The sequence below is a fragment of the Frateuria terrea genome (assembly GCF_900115705.1).
Taxonomy (GTDB): domain Bacteria; phylum Pseudomonadota; class Gammaproteobacteria; order Xanthomonadales; family Rhodanobacteraceae; genus Frateuria_A; species Frateuria_A terrea.
The window spans coordinates 44,860-59,199 of record NZ_FOXL01000006.1; the positions used below are offsets into that span (position 1 = coordinate 44,860).

At 70.0% G+C, this 14,340-nt stretch carries 8 protein-coding genes; 5 read left to right on the forward strand and 3 right to left on the reverse strand.

The annotated features are described in order from the left end of the window. Window positions 1-68 precede the first annotated feature (68 nt). Together BMZ38_RS11555 and BMZ38_RS11560 are read right to left on the reverse strand one after the other, a co-directional pair. Complete coding sequence (locus BMZ38_RS11555; RefSeq protein ID WP_091337586.1) at window positions 69-647, reverse strand: YceI family protein; 579 nt, start codon at window positions 645-647, stop codon at window positions 69-71. Window positions 648-666: 19 nt separating this feature from the next. Continuing rightward, window positions 667-1,272 carry a malonic semialdehyde reductase gene (locus BMZ38_RS11560; RefSeq protein WP_091337588.1) on the reverse strand — a complete coding sequence of 202 codons (606 nt, stop codon included), beginning with the start codon at window positions 1,270-1,272 and terminating at the stop codon, window positions 667-669. 136 nt (window positions 1,273-1,408) lie between these two features. On the opposite strand from BMZ38_RS11560, the gene BMZ38_RS11565 reads away from it, so the two are divergent. After that, window positions 1,409-2,374, forward strand: a complete 966-nt coding sequence (locus tag BMZ38_RS11565) for a mitochondrial fission ELM1 family protein (RefSeq protein ID WP_091337590.1) — start codon at window positions 1,409-1,411, stop codon at window positions 2,372-2,374. A 29-nt stretch (window positions 2,375-2,403) separates the two neighbouring features. Here the strand turns inward: BMZ38_RS11565 and glnE are convergent, their stop codons facing one another. Next, on the reverse strand, window positions 2,404-5,247 hold the full coding sequence (gene glnE / locus BMZ38_RS11570; protein ID WP_091337592.1) for a bifunctional [glutamate--ammonia ligase]-adenylyl-L-tyrosine phosphorylase/[glutamate--ammonia-ligase] adenylyltransferase: 2,844 nt from the start codon (window positions 5,245-5,247) through the stop codon (window positions 2,404-2,406). Window positions 5,248-5,366: 119 nt separating this feature from the next. Between glnE and BMZ38_RS11575 the strand changes: the two genes are divergently transcribed. The 4 genes from BMZ38_RS11575 to BMZ38_RS11590 all read left to right on the forward strand — a co-directional run bounded on the left by BMZ38_RS11575 (window position 5,367) and on the right by BMZ38_RS11590 (window position 14,333). Further along, entirely contained in the window at window positions 5,367-7,262 is a 1,896-nt protein-coding gene (locus BMZ38_RS11575) for an LTA synthase family protein (protein WP_091337594.1), read from the forward strand. A gap of 169 nt (window positions 7,263-7,431) precedes the next feature. After that, complete coding sequence (locus tag BMZ38_RS11580; protein WP_091337596.1) at window positions 7,432-7,956, forward strand: hypothetical protein; 525 nt, start codon at window positions 7,432-7,434, stop codon at window positions 7,954-7,956. Window positions 7,957-8,287: 331 nt separating this feature from the next. Further along, window positions 8,288-12,721 carry a glutamate synthase large subunit gene (gene gltB / locus BMZ38_RS11585; protein WP_091337598.1) on the forward strand — a complete coding sequence of 1,478 codons (4,434 nt, stop codon included), beginning with the start codon at window positions 8,288-8,290 and terminating at the stop codon, window positions 12,719-12,721. Between the two features lie 181 nt (window positions 12,722-12,902). Continuing rightward, entirely contained in the window at window positions 12,903-14,333 is a 1,431-nt protein-coding gene (locus BMZ38_RS11590) for an FAD-dependent oxidoreductase (RefSeq protein ID WP_091337600.1), read from the forward strand. Window positions 14,334-14,340 lie beyond the last annotated feature (7 nt).

Genomic DNA, 14,340 nt, shown 5'->3' on the forward strand with positions numbered 1-14,340 from the left:
GGCATCCCCGAATGACGAAGCCCGCGCCATGGTGGCGCGGGCTTCCCTTTCCATCCGAACAGTGAGCCCTACTTCACCACCGAACCTTCGGTGGTGATGTGCAGGCTGATCTCGTCGCTTACGTTGGGCACGTATGCCGAGACGCCGAAATCCGAGCGCTTGAGCGTGCCGGTGGCGTCGAAGCCGATCGACGGCGTGCCGCTCATCGGATGCTTGCCGATCCTGTTGAGCATGGCGTCGAGCACGACCGGCCTGGTCACCCCGTGCACGGTGAGGTCGCCAGTGATGCGGAAATGGTCACTGCCCAGCGGCTCGACCTTGGTGCTCTTGTAGGTGACCTGCGGGTACCTGGCCACATCGAAGAAATCCGGCTTGGCCAGGTGCTCGTTGAGCGCCGGCACGTGCGTGTCCAGCCCGGACATCGGCAAGGTCACCTCCACCCGCGCCTGCTCCGGATGCTGTGGATCGAACACCAGCGTGCCCTGTCCCAGGCCCAGTTCGGCGGTGGGATGGGAGAAGCCGAAATGGCTCCAGCTGAACAGCACCATCGTGTGGTGCGGGTCGAGCGTGTAGGTGGCCGGCGCAGCCTGGGCGAGCGCCGCGGCGCCGAGCAGGCCGGTCAAGAGAAGTGCTTTGAACGTACGCATGCGTAACTCCTGTGGGGATTCAGACGATGCGGCAGGCTTCGTCGAACGTGAAGCGGTCCTCGCGCGGACGCAGCACGGCAGGGTTGCCGTAGCCGATGTTGATGAGGAAGTTGGAGCGCACCTGCGAGCCGGGGAAGAAGGTCTCGTCCAGCAGCACGTTGTTGAAGCCGGACATCGGGCCGCAGTCCAGTCCCAGCGCGCGCGCGGCCATGATCAGATAGGCGCCCTGCAGACTGGAGTTGCGGAAGGCGGTCGCCTCGATGGCGGCCGGCTTGCCGGCGAACCAGCCGATCGCATCCGGCGACTCCTTGTACAGTCGCGGCAGATGTTCGTAGAAGGCGTGGTCGGCGGCGACGATCACCGTCACCGGCGCGGCCATCGTCTGCGCGAGGTTGCCCCGGTCCAGCGCCGGCTCCAGCCTTGCCTTCCCCTCGGGCGAGCGCACGAACACGAAGCGCGCCGGCGAGGAATTGGCGCTGGTCGGCGCGAGCCTGGCCAGGTCGTAGATCGCACGCAGCTGGGCGTCGCTGACCGGCTTGTCCAGCCAGGCCTCGGCCGAGCGGCGATAGGTGCGCGCATCGCGGAACAGCTGGTCGAGGGCGGCCTCGGAAAGCACTTCGCTCATGGGTATCCTTTGCGGTCATGGCGCGCCGTCCGGCGCGGGCGATCTGCAAGTGTAAGCCCAAGGGCGTGGATGGTCGGGTGTGGAACGGGGAACCCAGCGTGCAGAAATCGCCAACAATCGCCAAGGGTCGCGTCACGTGAACGCACTGCGCGAGGAATGCTGGGCGATCACCGACCAGGCTGCCGGCAACCAGCGCCAAGCCCTGGCGCTGGCCGAGCGACTGGGCCTGCCGGTGCGACCGCTGCTGCTCGAGCCGCGCGGACCGTGGGCATGGCTGGCGCCGCGGCTGGTGCTCGGCGGCGAAATGGCGCTGGTGCGAGCCGACCGCACGCGGCTCGCGGCGCCGTGGCCGCGCGTGGCGATCGGCTGCGGACGCGCCGCGGCGCTGTTCACGCGAATGCTGCGGACGTGGTCGGACGGCGTCACCCGTACCGTGCAGATTCTCGATCCGCGCATCGATCCGAAGCACTGGGACGTCGTGGTCGCGCCGCGCCATGACGGGCTGGCCGGGGCCAATGTGCTCACGCCACTGGGCTCGCTCAACCCGGTCGACGAGGAATGGCTCTCCGACGCGCGCGATGCCTGGCCGCAGCTGGCCGAACTACCGGCGCCGCGCATCGGCGTGCTGCTCGGCGGCCCGCGCCGTGGCCTCGCGATGGACAATGCCTGGACGCAGGCTTTCGTCAACGGCCTGCGCGCGATGCACCGGCGCCGCGGTGGCAGCCTGCTCGTGCTGGCCTCGCGCCGCACGCCACCCCGGTTGGCCGGCGCACTCCGCAACGCCACGGACGACATTCCCGGCCTGCGCTGGGCAGGACCCGCCGACGGCCCCAATCCCTACCCCGGCGTGCTCGCCTGGGCCGACCGCCTGGTCGTCACCGCCGATTCGGTCAACATGCTTTCCGAAGCCTGCGCCGTCGGCTGCGCGGTACATACCTTCGCCCCCGACCCGCTGCCGGGCAAACACGCCCGCTTCCACCACACCCTGCGCGAGGCCGGCCTGCTGCATCCGCTGGACGCGGATGCACCCGACCGGCAGCCGCCCTTGCGCGAAACCGAGCGCATCGCGGCGACCGTGCGGCAACGGCTCGGACTGCGGTAACGCGGGGCGGGCCGCTCTTCCCGGAGACCCTAGGCGAAGTCGAAACCGAGGGCGGTGGTCACTTCGCGCACCTCGGCGCACATCGCTTCCAGCGCCGGTTCGCGTGGTGCAATGCGCGGGCGCAGGTCGAGCGTGCAGGCCAGCGCGCGCTTCAGCAGTTCGGCGTGGACGCGGGCCAGGATATTGGCCTGGCCTTCGTCGAGCAGGGCGAAGCGATGGCACGCGTCGATCAGGGATGCATTGGCAGTCTGGGCCAGCAACCCAGGATGGGCCGCGGCATGCGCAAGCACGAGCCCCTGCAGCGCGAATTCGATATCCAGCAAACCACCCTGCCCCTGCTTGAGGTCGAACCGCGCCGCGTCCGAACGATCCCGTTCGGCCCGCCAGCGCTGGCGCATCTGGCTGACCTCGGCGAGCACCGCCGCGCGTGCGCGCGGCACTGCGAGGACCTCGCGGCGCACCTCGCCCAACGCCTGGCCGAGCGCTGCGTCGCCGGCCACCGTGCGTGCGCGCAACAGCGCCTGGTGTTCCCAGGTCCAGGCACGGCTGCGCTGGTAGGCATCGAACGCTTCCAGGCTGCTCACCAGAAGGCCCTTGGAGCCATCCGGACGCAGTCGCGTATCGACCTCGTACAGTCGCCCCGCACGGGTGAGGATGGTCAGCCAGTTCATCACGCGCTGGGCCAGGCGCTGGTACCAGCGCGCGCCATCGATCGACCGCGCGCCGTCGCTGCCCAGCTGCGTGCGCGCGCCATCGAACACGAACACCAGGTCCAGATCAGAAGCGAAGCCCAGCTCCTCGCCGCCGAGGCTGCCGTAACCGAGCACGGCGAAACCCGAACCTTCGCCAGGCAGGCGGCCGTGTTGCGCGATGAGTTCGCGCTCGGCCAGCGCAGTGACCGCCTCGACCACCGAGCCGGCCAGTGCGGCCAGGCGTCGCGCGGTGGCCACCGCGTCGGCGCGCCCATCGTTGAAGGCCAGGCCCAGGCGAAAGGCGATGCTCGCCTTGAACTCGTTGATGCGCTCGAGCTCGGCCTCCGCCTCGCGTTCGTCCAGCGTGGCCAGCACGCGGCTGATCTCGGCGCTGATGTCGGCGCGCTTGAGCGGCAGCTGGTCGATGCGCGGGTCGAGCACGTCGTCCAGCAGCAACGGCTGGGCGATCACCCGCTCGGCCAGGAAGGCGCTGTCGGCGAACAGTCGCGCGAGTCGCCCGCGTGCGGCGGGCTGTTCCTCCAGCAGCGCGAGGTAGGCCGAACGGCGCGCCACCGCCTGCACCAGCCGGCACAGGCGCAGCAGGCACGGCAGCGGCGCGGCGCTGGCACGGGCGGCGGCGATCAGGTGCGGCATCAGGTGATCCAGCCGCTCACGCGAGCGCGGCGACATGGCACGCACCGAGGCCGCCTGCGGCAGCTTGGCGAGCGCCTCGGCGGCCTCGATGCCGGGCACGAAGCCGGCTGCCTCCAGCCCCTCGGCCTCCGGGGTGCCGTTGCAGGCCTGTTGCCACAGCGTCGTGTCGGCCACGGCCACGCGCGAGGCGCGGCCCCCGGCGGGCATCAGCACGCTGGCGAATTCCTCGCTGACGATGCCGCGGTGGCGCACCAGCTCGCCTTCCAGCGCCTCCCAGTGTTCATGCCCCAGGCCGCGGGCGATGCGTTCGCGGCTGAGCGCGTCGTCGGGTATGTCGTGGGTCTGTGCGTCGCGCAGCATCTGCACGCGGTTCTCGACACGGCGCAGGCAACGGTAGGCCTCGCGCAGGGCCTTGGCGCGCGCGGCGCCGATGTGGCCACGCGCCTCGCAGGCGGCCAGCGCCGGCAGCAGGCCGCGCACGCGCAAGCTGGGCTCGCGCCCGCCGCGGATCAGCTGCTCCAGCTGCACGATGAACTCGATTTCGCGGATGCCCCCCGGACCGAGCTTGAGGTTGTCGGCCAGGTCCTTGCGCGCGACCTCCGCGTCGATCAGTGCCTTCATCTCGCGCAGGCCGGCGAAGGCCGTGTAGTCGAGGTACCTCCGGTAGACGAACGGGCGCAGCAGTTCCTGCAGCTGCTTGCCTGCGGCGCGGTCGCCGGCCACCGGTCGCGCCTTGATCCAGGCGTAGCGTTCCCAGTCACGGCCCTCCACCTGGTAGTACTGCTCCATCGCCGCGAAGGAGAGCGCCAGGCGCCCGGCATTGCCGAACGGGCGCAGCCGCAGGTCCACCCGCGCACAGATGCCCTCGTCGGTCGGTTCGTTGAGCAGGCGCACGAGCTGGCGGCCCAGGCGCACGAAGTACTCGCTGTTGTCCAGCGGTCGCGCGCCGTCGCTGTGACCACCGTGCGGGTAGGCCAACACCAGGTCGATGTCGGAGGAAAAGTTGAGCTCGGCGCCACCGAGCTTGCCGAAGCCGATGACCACCAGCCGCTGCAGCGCGCCCTCGTCGTTGCGCGCCTGCCCATAGCGCGCGGCCAGCGCGCGCTCGGACCAGCCCAGCGCTGCGCCCAGCAAAGCCTCGTAGAGCACGCTGGTGGCCGATAGGGTCTCGGCCAGGTCGTCCAGCCCATTGACGTCGCGGAATACCAGCCGCAGCGCCTCGGCCTGGCGGAACCGGCGCAGCGTGGCCAACGTCGCGCCTTCATCGTCCGGCAACGCCAGCGCGCCGACGCGTGCGCCGGCGTCGCCGGCCGCGCGCAGACGCTCCAGCCCGGCCGGTGCGAGCAGTTGCGGCTGGCGCCGCCAGGCCTCGAATGCGAAATCGCTGGCAGCGAGCGTGCGGCGGATGCGCTCGGCCACGCCGGCGTCGTCGTGCAGCGCGATGCCGGCGGCGCGGCAGCGAGCGGCCAGCTCGGCGTAGCGGTCGTCGATCAGCGCACGTAGCGCGGGGCTTTCAGGGGCACTCATCCGGCCATTGTGCCGCAGCCCGGCGGCGCATGAACCGCCAGCTACCGCCATCGGCCGGCCCAACACACGATTCATTTCCGGCCGATTACAGTGGCTTCCCCTCCCCAGCCAGACATCCCATGCGTTACTCGGACCGCTCCTCGACACCGCACTGGCGCCCGTTCGCCGCGCGCGCGGCAGCCGTCGTGCTGATGAGCCTGGCTTTCGTGCTGTTGACCGGGCTGATCGACGGCGGCGTGGGCGTGACGCCGCTGCGCTTTTTCGACCAGGCGCGCTATCCCCTTGCCAACGCCCTGCCGGGCCTGCTGGCCGCCTGGCTGCTGCTCGCGCTGACGCGCCGGCTGGTGTTCTCCTTCGGCCTGGTGTTGCTCTTCGAGGGGCTGCTCTACCAGATCAATGCGCTGAAGGTGGCCAATCTGGGCAATCCGCTGATGCCGGCGGATTTCCAGATGGTCGACCAGCTGCGCAAGGGCGGCGCGCACCTGCTGGTGGGCTACCTGCCGCATAGTCCCTGGCCGTACCTCGGATTGCTGGCAGGCATGGCGCTGATCGTCGCCTTGTGGCGGCTGGAGCCGCCGCTGTTCGCCCGCCGCACGCGCGGCAAGCGCCTGGTTGCCGGCACCGTCACGCTGGTGCTGCTGGCCAGCCTGCTCGCCGGGATGGGCGCATGGGCCAAGCTGTACAACGCGCGCGTGCTGTGGCTGGAGCCGTGGTCGGCCTCCACCACGGCCAACCATTCGGGCCTGGTCAGCTCGCTGATGCTGTACCACCTGCAATACGGGCACGGCCAGCACAAGGCAGACCCCGCCGCCGCCAAGACACTGATCGCGCAGAGCCGCGACGCGCTGCGCCAGCACCTGGCGGCCTCCTCGCCCGACGGCGAACGGCCCGACATCGTGGTCGTGCAGAGCGAATCGTTCTTCGATCCCCGCATCATGCGCGGCTACCAGGACAGCCATTTCACGCCGAACCTCGACCGGCTTGCCACGCATGGCGTGAGCGGCCCGCTGCACGTACCGACCTTTGGCGGCGGCACCATCCGCACCGAGTTCGAGGTGCTCACCGGACTGTCGCTGCGCTATTTCGACGAACTGCAGTTTCCCTACCTCACGCTCAACCAGAAGGTGGTGCCGAGCCTGGTGCGCACGTTGCGCACGCATGGCTACGCGACGACCGCGATCCACGGCAACGACCCGGCCTTCTGGAACCGCACGGCCGCGTTCAAGGCCATCGGCTTCGACCGTTTCGTATCGCAATCGTCCTTCCCGAAGAACGCGCCCAACGACGGCAAGTACATGGCCGACAGCGCGATGACCGACGAGATCATGGCGCAGCTGAAGGACGCCGGCCCGCCGCAGTTCCTGTTCGCGATCAGCATCGAGGCGCACGGGCCCTACGACGTGCCGCCGGCGGACGTCGCCGCGCGCGACGCTATTCCGGTGCCCGCCGGCATCACCGGCAGGGACCGGCAGGAGCTGCAGACCTACCTCTACCACGCCGAACATGCTGACGCCGAACTCGGCCGCCTGGCAAAGCTGCTCGCCGCGCGCGGACGGCCGACGCTGCTGCTTTTCTACGGCGACCACCTGCCTGCGCTGACCAACAGTTTCAACGTCACCGGTTTCGTCGACGGCGGCGACATGCTCAGCGAACCCGGCGTGTGGCTGCTGCTCGATCCGCGCAATCCGAGTCCGGCCAAGCGCGAAAGCCTTGCCGCGTGGATGCTGCCGGGCAAGCTGCTGGAGACGGCCGGCATCCATGGCGATCCCTACTTCGCACTGACCCAGGTCCTGGCACCGCAACTGGCCGAACTCACCCTTGCGCCCGGCGCTCCGCAGCCGGAACTGACCGCCGAACAGCAGACTATCGACCACGACATGGCCAGCGTGGCCGTGTTGCGCATGAAGGGCAAGCTGGACGCCTTGATGCCTCCGCCGCTGGTGGCAGCGAACCATGCCGACCCGCACGGTCGGCCACCGCAGGCGACGGCCGGCGCCTACGGTGCGCATCCCTGACGCCCAGGGCGTCCACGAGGCATTCACCCCGCCTGGACAGATCGGCATTCAGCCATCTGTCCGTCCGCTTAAGCGGACACCGGCGTATTCAGATTGGGGTCGGCAAGGCCTCCTTAGGGTCGGGTTGACCGCGAACGCGTTTGCGGTTTCCCAAGACTGGAGGCATTCCATGCATAAGACTCTGCTTGCTGCTCTGATTGGCGCCAGCGTGTTCGCCGTCCTGCCTGCACTGGCCCAGGTCAGCCTTGGCGGTGCAGGCCAGGTCGGCGCGGGTCTGGCTGCCGGCGCGAACGGGACCCTGCCCGCGCCGGGCCAGCTTACCCGGCACGCGGACCAGGCACTGCCACGCACCGAGCGTCACGCGCGCCACGCCACCGGCCACGCCCGCGACACGTTCGACCGCCACGGCAGAACCGACGCAGAAGTCGGCGCGAAGGGCTCGGCCGATGCGCAGGGGAGCAACCGCACCCATGCGGACACCGGCGTCCGCGCAGGCGCCAGCGTCGATGCAGGAACGGCTGTCGACCGCGCCGCCGGCACCGCGCAAGGCGTTGGCGACCGGGTCGACGATAGTGCGCACGCAGCCATTGATCGCACTGGACACGCGAGCGACGCTGCCGGACGCACGGCCACGGAAACCTCGGTCGGCGCTGACGCGAACGTCCGAGCCCGGGCGGACGCACACGGCCACTGACGCTTACCGCTCAAGCGAGCAAACGAAGAGCCCCGCCCAGGGGCTCTTTTTTTGTGCACCTGCACAGCACCATCCACCGACCCAAAAAAGTTCTTCACCTCTTTGCCGCACACGATGATAAGCGCACGGGCAGGTGCTTGCCGTTCCTGCTTCTTGGCCCTCAATGCACGGGATGGCTCCTCCCTTTCACTCGACCTGCTCATCGAGCCACTTGGCCGTCTATCCGTCCGCGTTTGACGCATCGCATCATTTATGCTCAAGTGGAGTCGTTCGCGCATGCCCACGAGTTTGACCACGCATGCGTGCCCTATTGCCGGGCCGAGCAGGTGCCATGCCAGGGTCTCGCGTCACCTCCCTTTACGATCCCTCCTTCGAGCACGACAGCTGTGGCTTTGGCCTGGTCGCGCAGATCGACGGCCGCGCCAGCGCCACCCTGGTCGACACCGCCTTCACCGCGCTGGCGCGGCTTTCGCATCGCGGTGGGGTCAATGCCGACGGCATCAGCGGCGACGGTTGCGGCGTGCTCATCCGTCAACCGGCCGCCTGGCTGCGCGCCTTGGCGGCGGAAGCGGGACTCGCGCCGACCACGCTCTTCGCCGCTGGCCTGGTGTTCCTCGACCCGGCTGACGCACAGGGTGCGGACGTGCTGGAAGCGCATGTGACCGCCGAGGGGCTGCACGTCGCCGGATGGCGCGAAGTGCCGGTTGAACCGGGGGCCTGCGGCCCGCTCGCCGCTGCAGCGCAGCCGCGGGTGCGCCAGCTGTTCGTGGATGCCGCGCCGGAGATGGCCGCAGACGCGTTCGAACGCGCCCTGTTCCGCGCACGCCGACGCGCCGAGCTGGTCCTGGCTGGCGACCCGCATTTCTACGTGGTCAGCCTGTCCGCACAGGTGATCGGCTACAAGGCGATGGCTGCGCCAGGGCGCTTGCGCGAGGTGTACGCCGATCTTCGCCATCCGGCGTTGGCCAGCGATGCGGTGGTCTTCCACCAGCGCTTCTCCACCAACACCATGCCGCAGTGGCGGCTCGCCCAGCCGTTCCGCCTGCTCGCGCACAACGGCGAGATCAACACGATCCGCGGCAACCGCCGCTGGATGCAGGCGCGCGCGGCGGTGCTGCGCTCGCCGTTGCTCGATCTGTCGGACCTCGGCCCGCTGGTGCGCCAGGACGGCTCGGACTCCGAAAGCCTGGACAACGCGCTGGAGGTGCTGCTGGCCGGCGGGCTGGATCTGCTGGCCGCGATGCGCGTGCTGGTGCCGCCGGCATTCGCCGCGCGCGAGAACCTGGACGAGGACCTGGCCGGCTTCTACGAGTACTACGCGTTGCACAGCGAGCCCTGGGACGGCCCCGCCGGCCTGGTCATGTGCGATGGCCGCCATGCCGCCTGCACGCTGGACCGCAACGGCCTGCGGCCCGCGCGCTGGGCGCTGTCGGACGACAACCACCTGATCGTCGCCTCCGAGGCCGGGCTGTGGGATCTGCCCGCCTCGCGCATCGTGGCCAAGGGGCGCCTGGGTCCGGGCGAGATGCTCGCGGTGGACTTTGTGGAGCGCCGCCTGCTGCGCGATGCCGACATAGATGCCATCAACCGCTCACGCGCGCCGTTCCGCGACTGGCTGCGCGCCAGGGTGAGCTACCTCGAATCGGACCTGATCGACCCCTCGCTCGCCGCCGAGCCACTGCCGCCAGAGGAGCTGCATCGCTATCAGAAGCTCTACGGCCTGACCCGCGAAGAGCGCGAAAGCGTGCTCAAGGTGATCGCCGAACTGGAAGCCGAAGCCACCGGTTCGATGGGCGACGACACGCCGATCGCCGCCATGTCGCATCAGGTGCGTCCGCTGTTCGACCGCTTCCGCCAGGCCTTCGCGCAGGTCACCAATCCGCCGATCGACTCGTTGCGCGAGAAGCTGGTGATGTCGCTGGTGACCCAGTTCGGGCCCGAGGGCAACGTGCTGGAACTCAAGCCCGGGAATGCGCGACAGGTGCTGGTCAACTCGCCGATCCTCTCGCAGCGCAAGCTGCGCCAGTTGCTGGCGCTGCCGCAGTACGAAGGCACGCCACGCTTCGACCTCATGTACGCGCCCGGGGAAGGCCTGGAAGCGGCGCTGCGCCGGCTCTGCCGCGAGACCGCCGCGTCGGTGCGCGTCGGACACGCGCTGGTATTCCTGAGCGACCGTTATCCTGCCCGCGACACGCTGCCGATCCACGCCCTGCTCGCCGTCGGCGCGGTGCACGCGTACCTGGTCGAACACGGCCTGCGCTGCCAGTGCAACCTGCTGGTGGAAACCGCCACGCCGCGGGACCCGCACCAGTTCGCCTGCCTGGTCGGGTTCGGCGCCACCGCGATCTACCCGTGGCTCGCCTACCAGAGCCTGTTCGAACTGGGCCACGAGGGCCGCATCGGCGCCGACCGGCAGGAGATCGGCCGCAGCTACCGCCGCGGCATCCGCAAGGGACTTTTGAAGATCCTCTCCAAGATGGGCATCTCCACCATCGCCGGCTATCGCGGCGCGCAGCTGTTCGAAATCGTGGGCCTGTCGCGCGAGGTGGTGGACCTGTGCTTTCCCGGCACGGCCTCGCGCATCGGCGGCGCCGGCTTCGCCGAGCTGGAGGCCGACCAGCGGGTACTCGCCGCCGAGGCGTGGGAACAGGCGCGCCCGCTGCGCATGGGCGGGCTGTACAAGTTCGTCCACGGCGGCGAGTACCACATGTACAACCCGGACGTGATCGGCACGCTGCAGAAGGCGGTGCGCAGCGGCCGAACGGAGCACTGGCGCGCGTATGCCGACGCGGTCGACCACCGCCCGCCCTCGGCATTGCGCGACCTGCTCGCGCCGCAGCCACTGGGCACGCCGCTTCCGCTCGACGAGGTCGAGCCGGCCGCGGTCATCCTCAAGCGCTTCGACTCGGCCGGCATGTCGCTGGGCGCGCTCTCGCCGGAGGCGCACGAAGCGCTGGCGATCGCGATGAACCGGCTCGGAGCGCGCAGCAACTCCGGCGAAGGGGGCGAGGATCCCGCGCGCTACGGCACCGAGAAGATGTCCAAGATCAAGCAGGTCGCCTCCGGCCGCTTCGGGGTGACGCCGGCGTACCTGGTCAATGCCGAGGTGCTGCAGATCAAGATCGCCCAGGGCGCCAAGCCCGGCGAGGGCGGCCAGCTGCCCGGCCACAAGGTCGACGCCACCATCGCGCGGCTGCGCTACGCCAAGCCGGGCATCGGCCTTATCTCGCCGCCGCCGCACCACGACATCTATTCGATCGAGGACCTTGCGCAGCTGATCCACGACCTGAAGGAGGTCAATCCGCACGCGCTGGTCTCGGTGAAACTGGTCAGCCATGCGGGCGTGGGCACGGTGGCGGCCGGGGTGGTCAAGGCCGGCGCGGACCTGATCACCGTCAGCGGGCATGACGGTGGCACCGGTGCCAGCCCGCTCAGCTCGATCAAGTACGCCGGCACGCCGTGGGAGCTGGGCCTGGCCGAGACGCAGCAGACCTTGCGCCGCAATGACCTGCGCGGCCGCGTGCGCCTGCAGACCGACGGCGGCCTGAAGACCGGGCTGGACGTCGTCAAGGCGGCGCTGCTCGGCGCCGAAAGCTTCGGCTTCGGCACCGGGCCGATGGTGGCTCTGGGCTGCAGGTACCTGCGCCTGTGCCACCTCAACAACTGCGCCACCGGCGTGGCCACGCAGCATCCGGTGCTGCGGGCGGAACACTTCACCGGGCTGCCGGAGATGGTGGCGAACTACTTCCGGCTGCTCGCCGAGGACGTGCGTGCGCACCTGGCGCGGCTCGGTGCGCGGTCCTTGAGCGAGATCGTCGGGCGAACCGACCTGCTCGCACAGCTGGAAGGCCATACGCCGGTGCAGCGGCGACTGGATCTCGCGCCCTTGCTCGGTGAACTGGGTGCCGGCGTGGACAGCGCCTGCGTGCTGCCGCGCAATCCGCAGCGCGGCGACGCCACGCTCGCGCGACAGATCGAGGCCGACACCGCGCCGCTGGTCGAACTGGGTGCGGGCGGCTGCTTCAGGTATGCCATCGCCAACACCGACCGCGCCGTCGGCGCACGCCTGTCCGGTGCCATCGCGCGGCGCTGGGGCGATGCGGGGCTTGCCGAACCCATCACACTGGAACTGGAGGGCAGCGCCGGGCAGAGCCTGGGCGCATGGAACGCCCACGGCCTGCACCTCGCGCTGACCGGCGAGGCCAACGACGGCGTCGGCAAGGGCATGGCCGGTGGGCGCATCGTGGTGCGGCCACCGGCCGATGCGGCGTTCGCCAGCCAGGACGCGGTGATCATCGGCAACACCTGCCTGTACGGCGCCACCGACGGCGAGCTGTTCGCCGCCGGCCGCGCCGGTGAGCGCTTCGCCGTGCGCAACTCCGGCGCGCTGGCGGTGGTGGAAGGCGCCGGTGACCACTGCTGCGAGTACATGACCGGCGGCGTGGTCGTGGTGCTGGGCAAGGCCGGCCTCAACTTCGGAGCTGGCATGACCGGCGGCTTCGCCTATGTGCTGGACATCGAGCGCGATTTCGTCGACTGCTACAACCATGAACTGGTGGACCTGCTGCGCATCTCGCCCGAAGGCATGGAGCACCATATGCAGCACCTGCGCCGGCTGATCGAACGGCACGTGACGCATACCGGCAGCGCCTGGGGCGAACGCATCCTGCGCGACTTCCGCGGGCTGCAGTACAAGTTCTGGCTGGTCAAGCCCAAGGCCGCGACCCTGGCCGCGCTGGCCGACGAACTACGGAGCGCGGCATGAGCCCGCTCTGGTCGAATGGCGGCTCTCTGCGTTCGCCTCCTCTCACTCGTCACTCATCAAGGATGGGGGAGAGGATTGAGGTGAGGGGCCGGGGCTCGCCACGATGCTCCCCGGCCCTTCATCACCATCGTCGGCCTGCGCGAGTCGGCAACACCGGTACCGGCACAAAGTCGAGCATCGCATGACCGACAAGCTCTTCCAGTTCCTCGATCTCCCCCGCGAGCCGCCGCGCACCCTGCCGGTGACCATCCGCGTGCTCGGCTATGGCGAGATCGCCGGCGATTTCGCGCCGCCCGGGGCGGCCGGCCAGGCCGGCCGCTGCATCGACTGCGGCAACCCGTACTGCGCGCACGCCTGTCCGGTGCACAACCACATCCCGCAGTGGCTCAAGCTGGTACAGGAAGGCCGCATCCTCGATGCGGCCACGCTGATGTACGAGACCAACCCGCTGCCGGAGATCTGCGGCCGCGTCTGCCCGCAGGATCGCCTGTGCGAAGGCGCCTGCACGCTGGAGCAGACCGCCTTCGGCGCGGTGACCATCGGCGGCGTGGAACGCTGGGTCACCGACGAGGCCTTGCGCCTGGGTTGGCGGCCCGATCTTTCGCACGTGCGAGAGCGCGGCCATCGGGTGGCGGTAGTCGGCGCCGGACCGGCCGGACTTGCCTGCGCCGACCGACTGCGCCGCAGCGGCGTGGCCGTGGACGTGTTCGATCGCCAGCGCGAGATCGGCGGCCTGCTCACCTTCGGCATTCCGCCGTTCAAGCTGGACAAGGAAGTCGTGCGCAAGCGACGCGCACTACTCGAAGGCATGGGCGTGCGCTTCCACCTCGGCGTGGAGATCGGCGCCGGTATTCCCTTCGGCGAACTGCTGGCGGACTACGACGCGGTGTTCCTCGGCACCGGCGCCTACGCGTTCGTCGACGGCGCGCTGCCCGGCCGCGAACTGGTCGGCGTGCACGACGCGCTGCCGTTCCTGGTCGCCAACGTCGAACGCCTGCTCGACGACGCCCCGCCGCCCGCCGCGCTGGACCTGTCCGGCAAGCACGTGGTGGTGCTCGGCGGCGGCGATACCGGCATGGACTGCAACCGCACTGCGCTGCGCCTGGGCGCGGCCTCGGTCAGCTGCATCTACCGGCGCGACGAGGCCAGCATGCCCGGCTCCGCGCGCGAGGTCGGCTACAGCCGCGAGGAGGGCGTCCGCTTTCTGTTCCAGCGCCAGCCGGTAGCGCTGCTGGGCGAAGCCGGGCGCGTGCGTGCGGTGCGAGTGATCGCCACCGAACTGGCCGACGATGGCCGCGGGCGGCTGTCACCGCGCAACCTGCCGGGCACGGAAACCGAGCTGCGCGCCGATGTGGTGATCCAGGCCTTCGGCTTTCGCCCCAGCCCGCCTGCGTGGACCGCGGCACACGGGCTGCAGTTGCATGGCGACGGCCGGCTGGCGGTCGGCGGCGAAGGGCGGCTGCCGTTCCAGTGCACGCACCCGCGCGTGTTCGCTGGCGGCGACAACGTGCGAGGGGCTGATCTGGTGGTGCGTGCAGTGCATGACGGCCGGGAAGCGGCGGCGGCCATCGTGCAGGCGCTGACTGCCGAGGCGGCATGCGCCATCGCCTGAGCACGAA

Bases quoted from the DNA above. Each gene is read 5' to 3' on its own strand.
- BMZ38_RS11580 (WP_091337596.1), top strand. From the start codon at position 7,432: ATGCATAAGACTCTGCTTGCTGCTCTGATTGGCGCCAGCGTGTTCGCC.
- BMZ38_RS11560 (WP_091337588.1), bottom strand. From the start codon at position 1,272: ATGAGCGAAGTGCTTTCCGAGGCCGCCCTCGACCAGCTGTTCCGCGAT.
- BMZ38_RS11555 (WP_091337586.1), bottom strand. From the start codon at position 647: ATGCGTACGTTCAAAGCACTTCTCTTGACCGGCCTGCTCGGCGCCGCG.
- BMZ38_RS11575 (WP_091337594.1), top strand. From the start codon at position 5,367: ATGCGTTACTCGGACCGCTCCTCGACACCGCACTGGCGCCCGTTCGCC.
- BMZ38_RS11590 (WP_091337600.1), top strand. From the start codon at position 12,903: ATGACCGACAAGCTCTTCCAGTTCCTCGATCTCCCCCGCGAGCCGCCG.
- glnE (WP_091337592.1), bottom strand. From the start codon at position 5,247: ATGAGTGCCCCTGAAAGCCCCGCGCTACGTGCGCTGATCGACGACCGC.
- gltB (WP_091337598.1), top strand. From the start codon at position 8,288: ATGCCAGGGTCTCGCGTCACCTCCCTTTACGATCCCTCCTTCGAGCAC.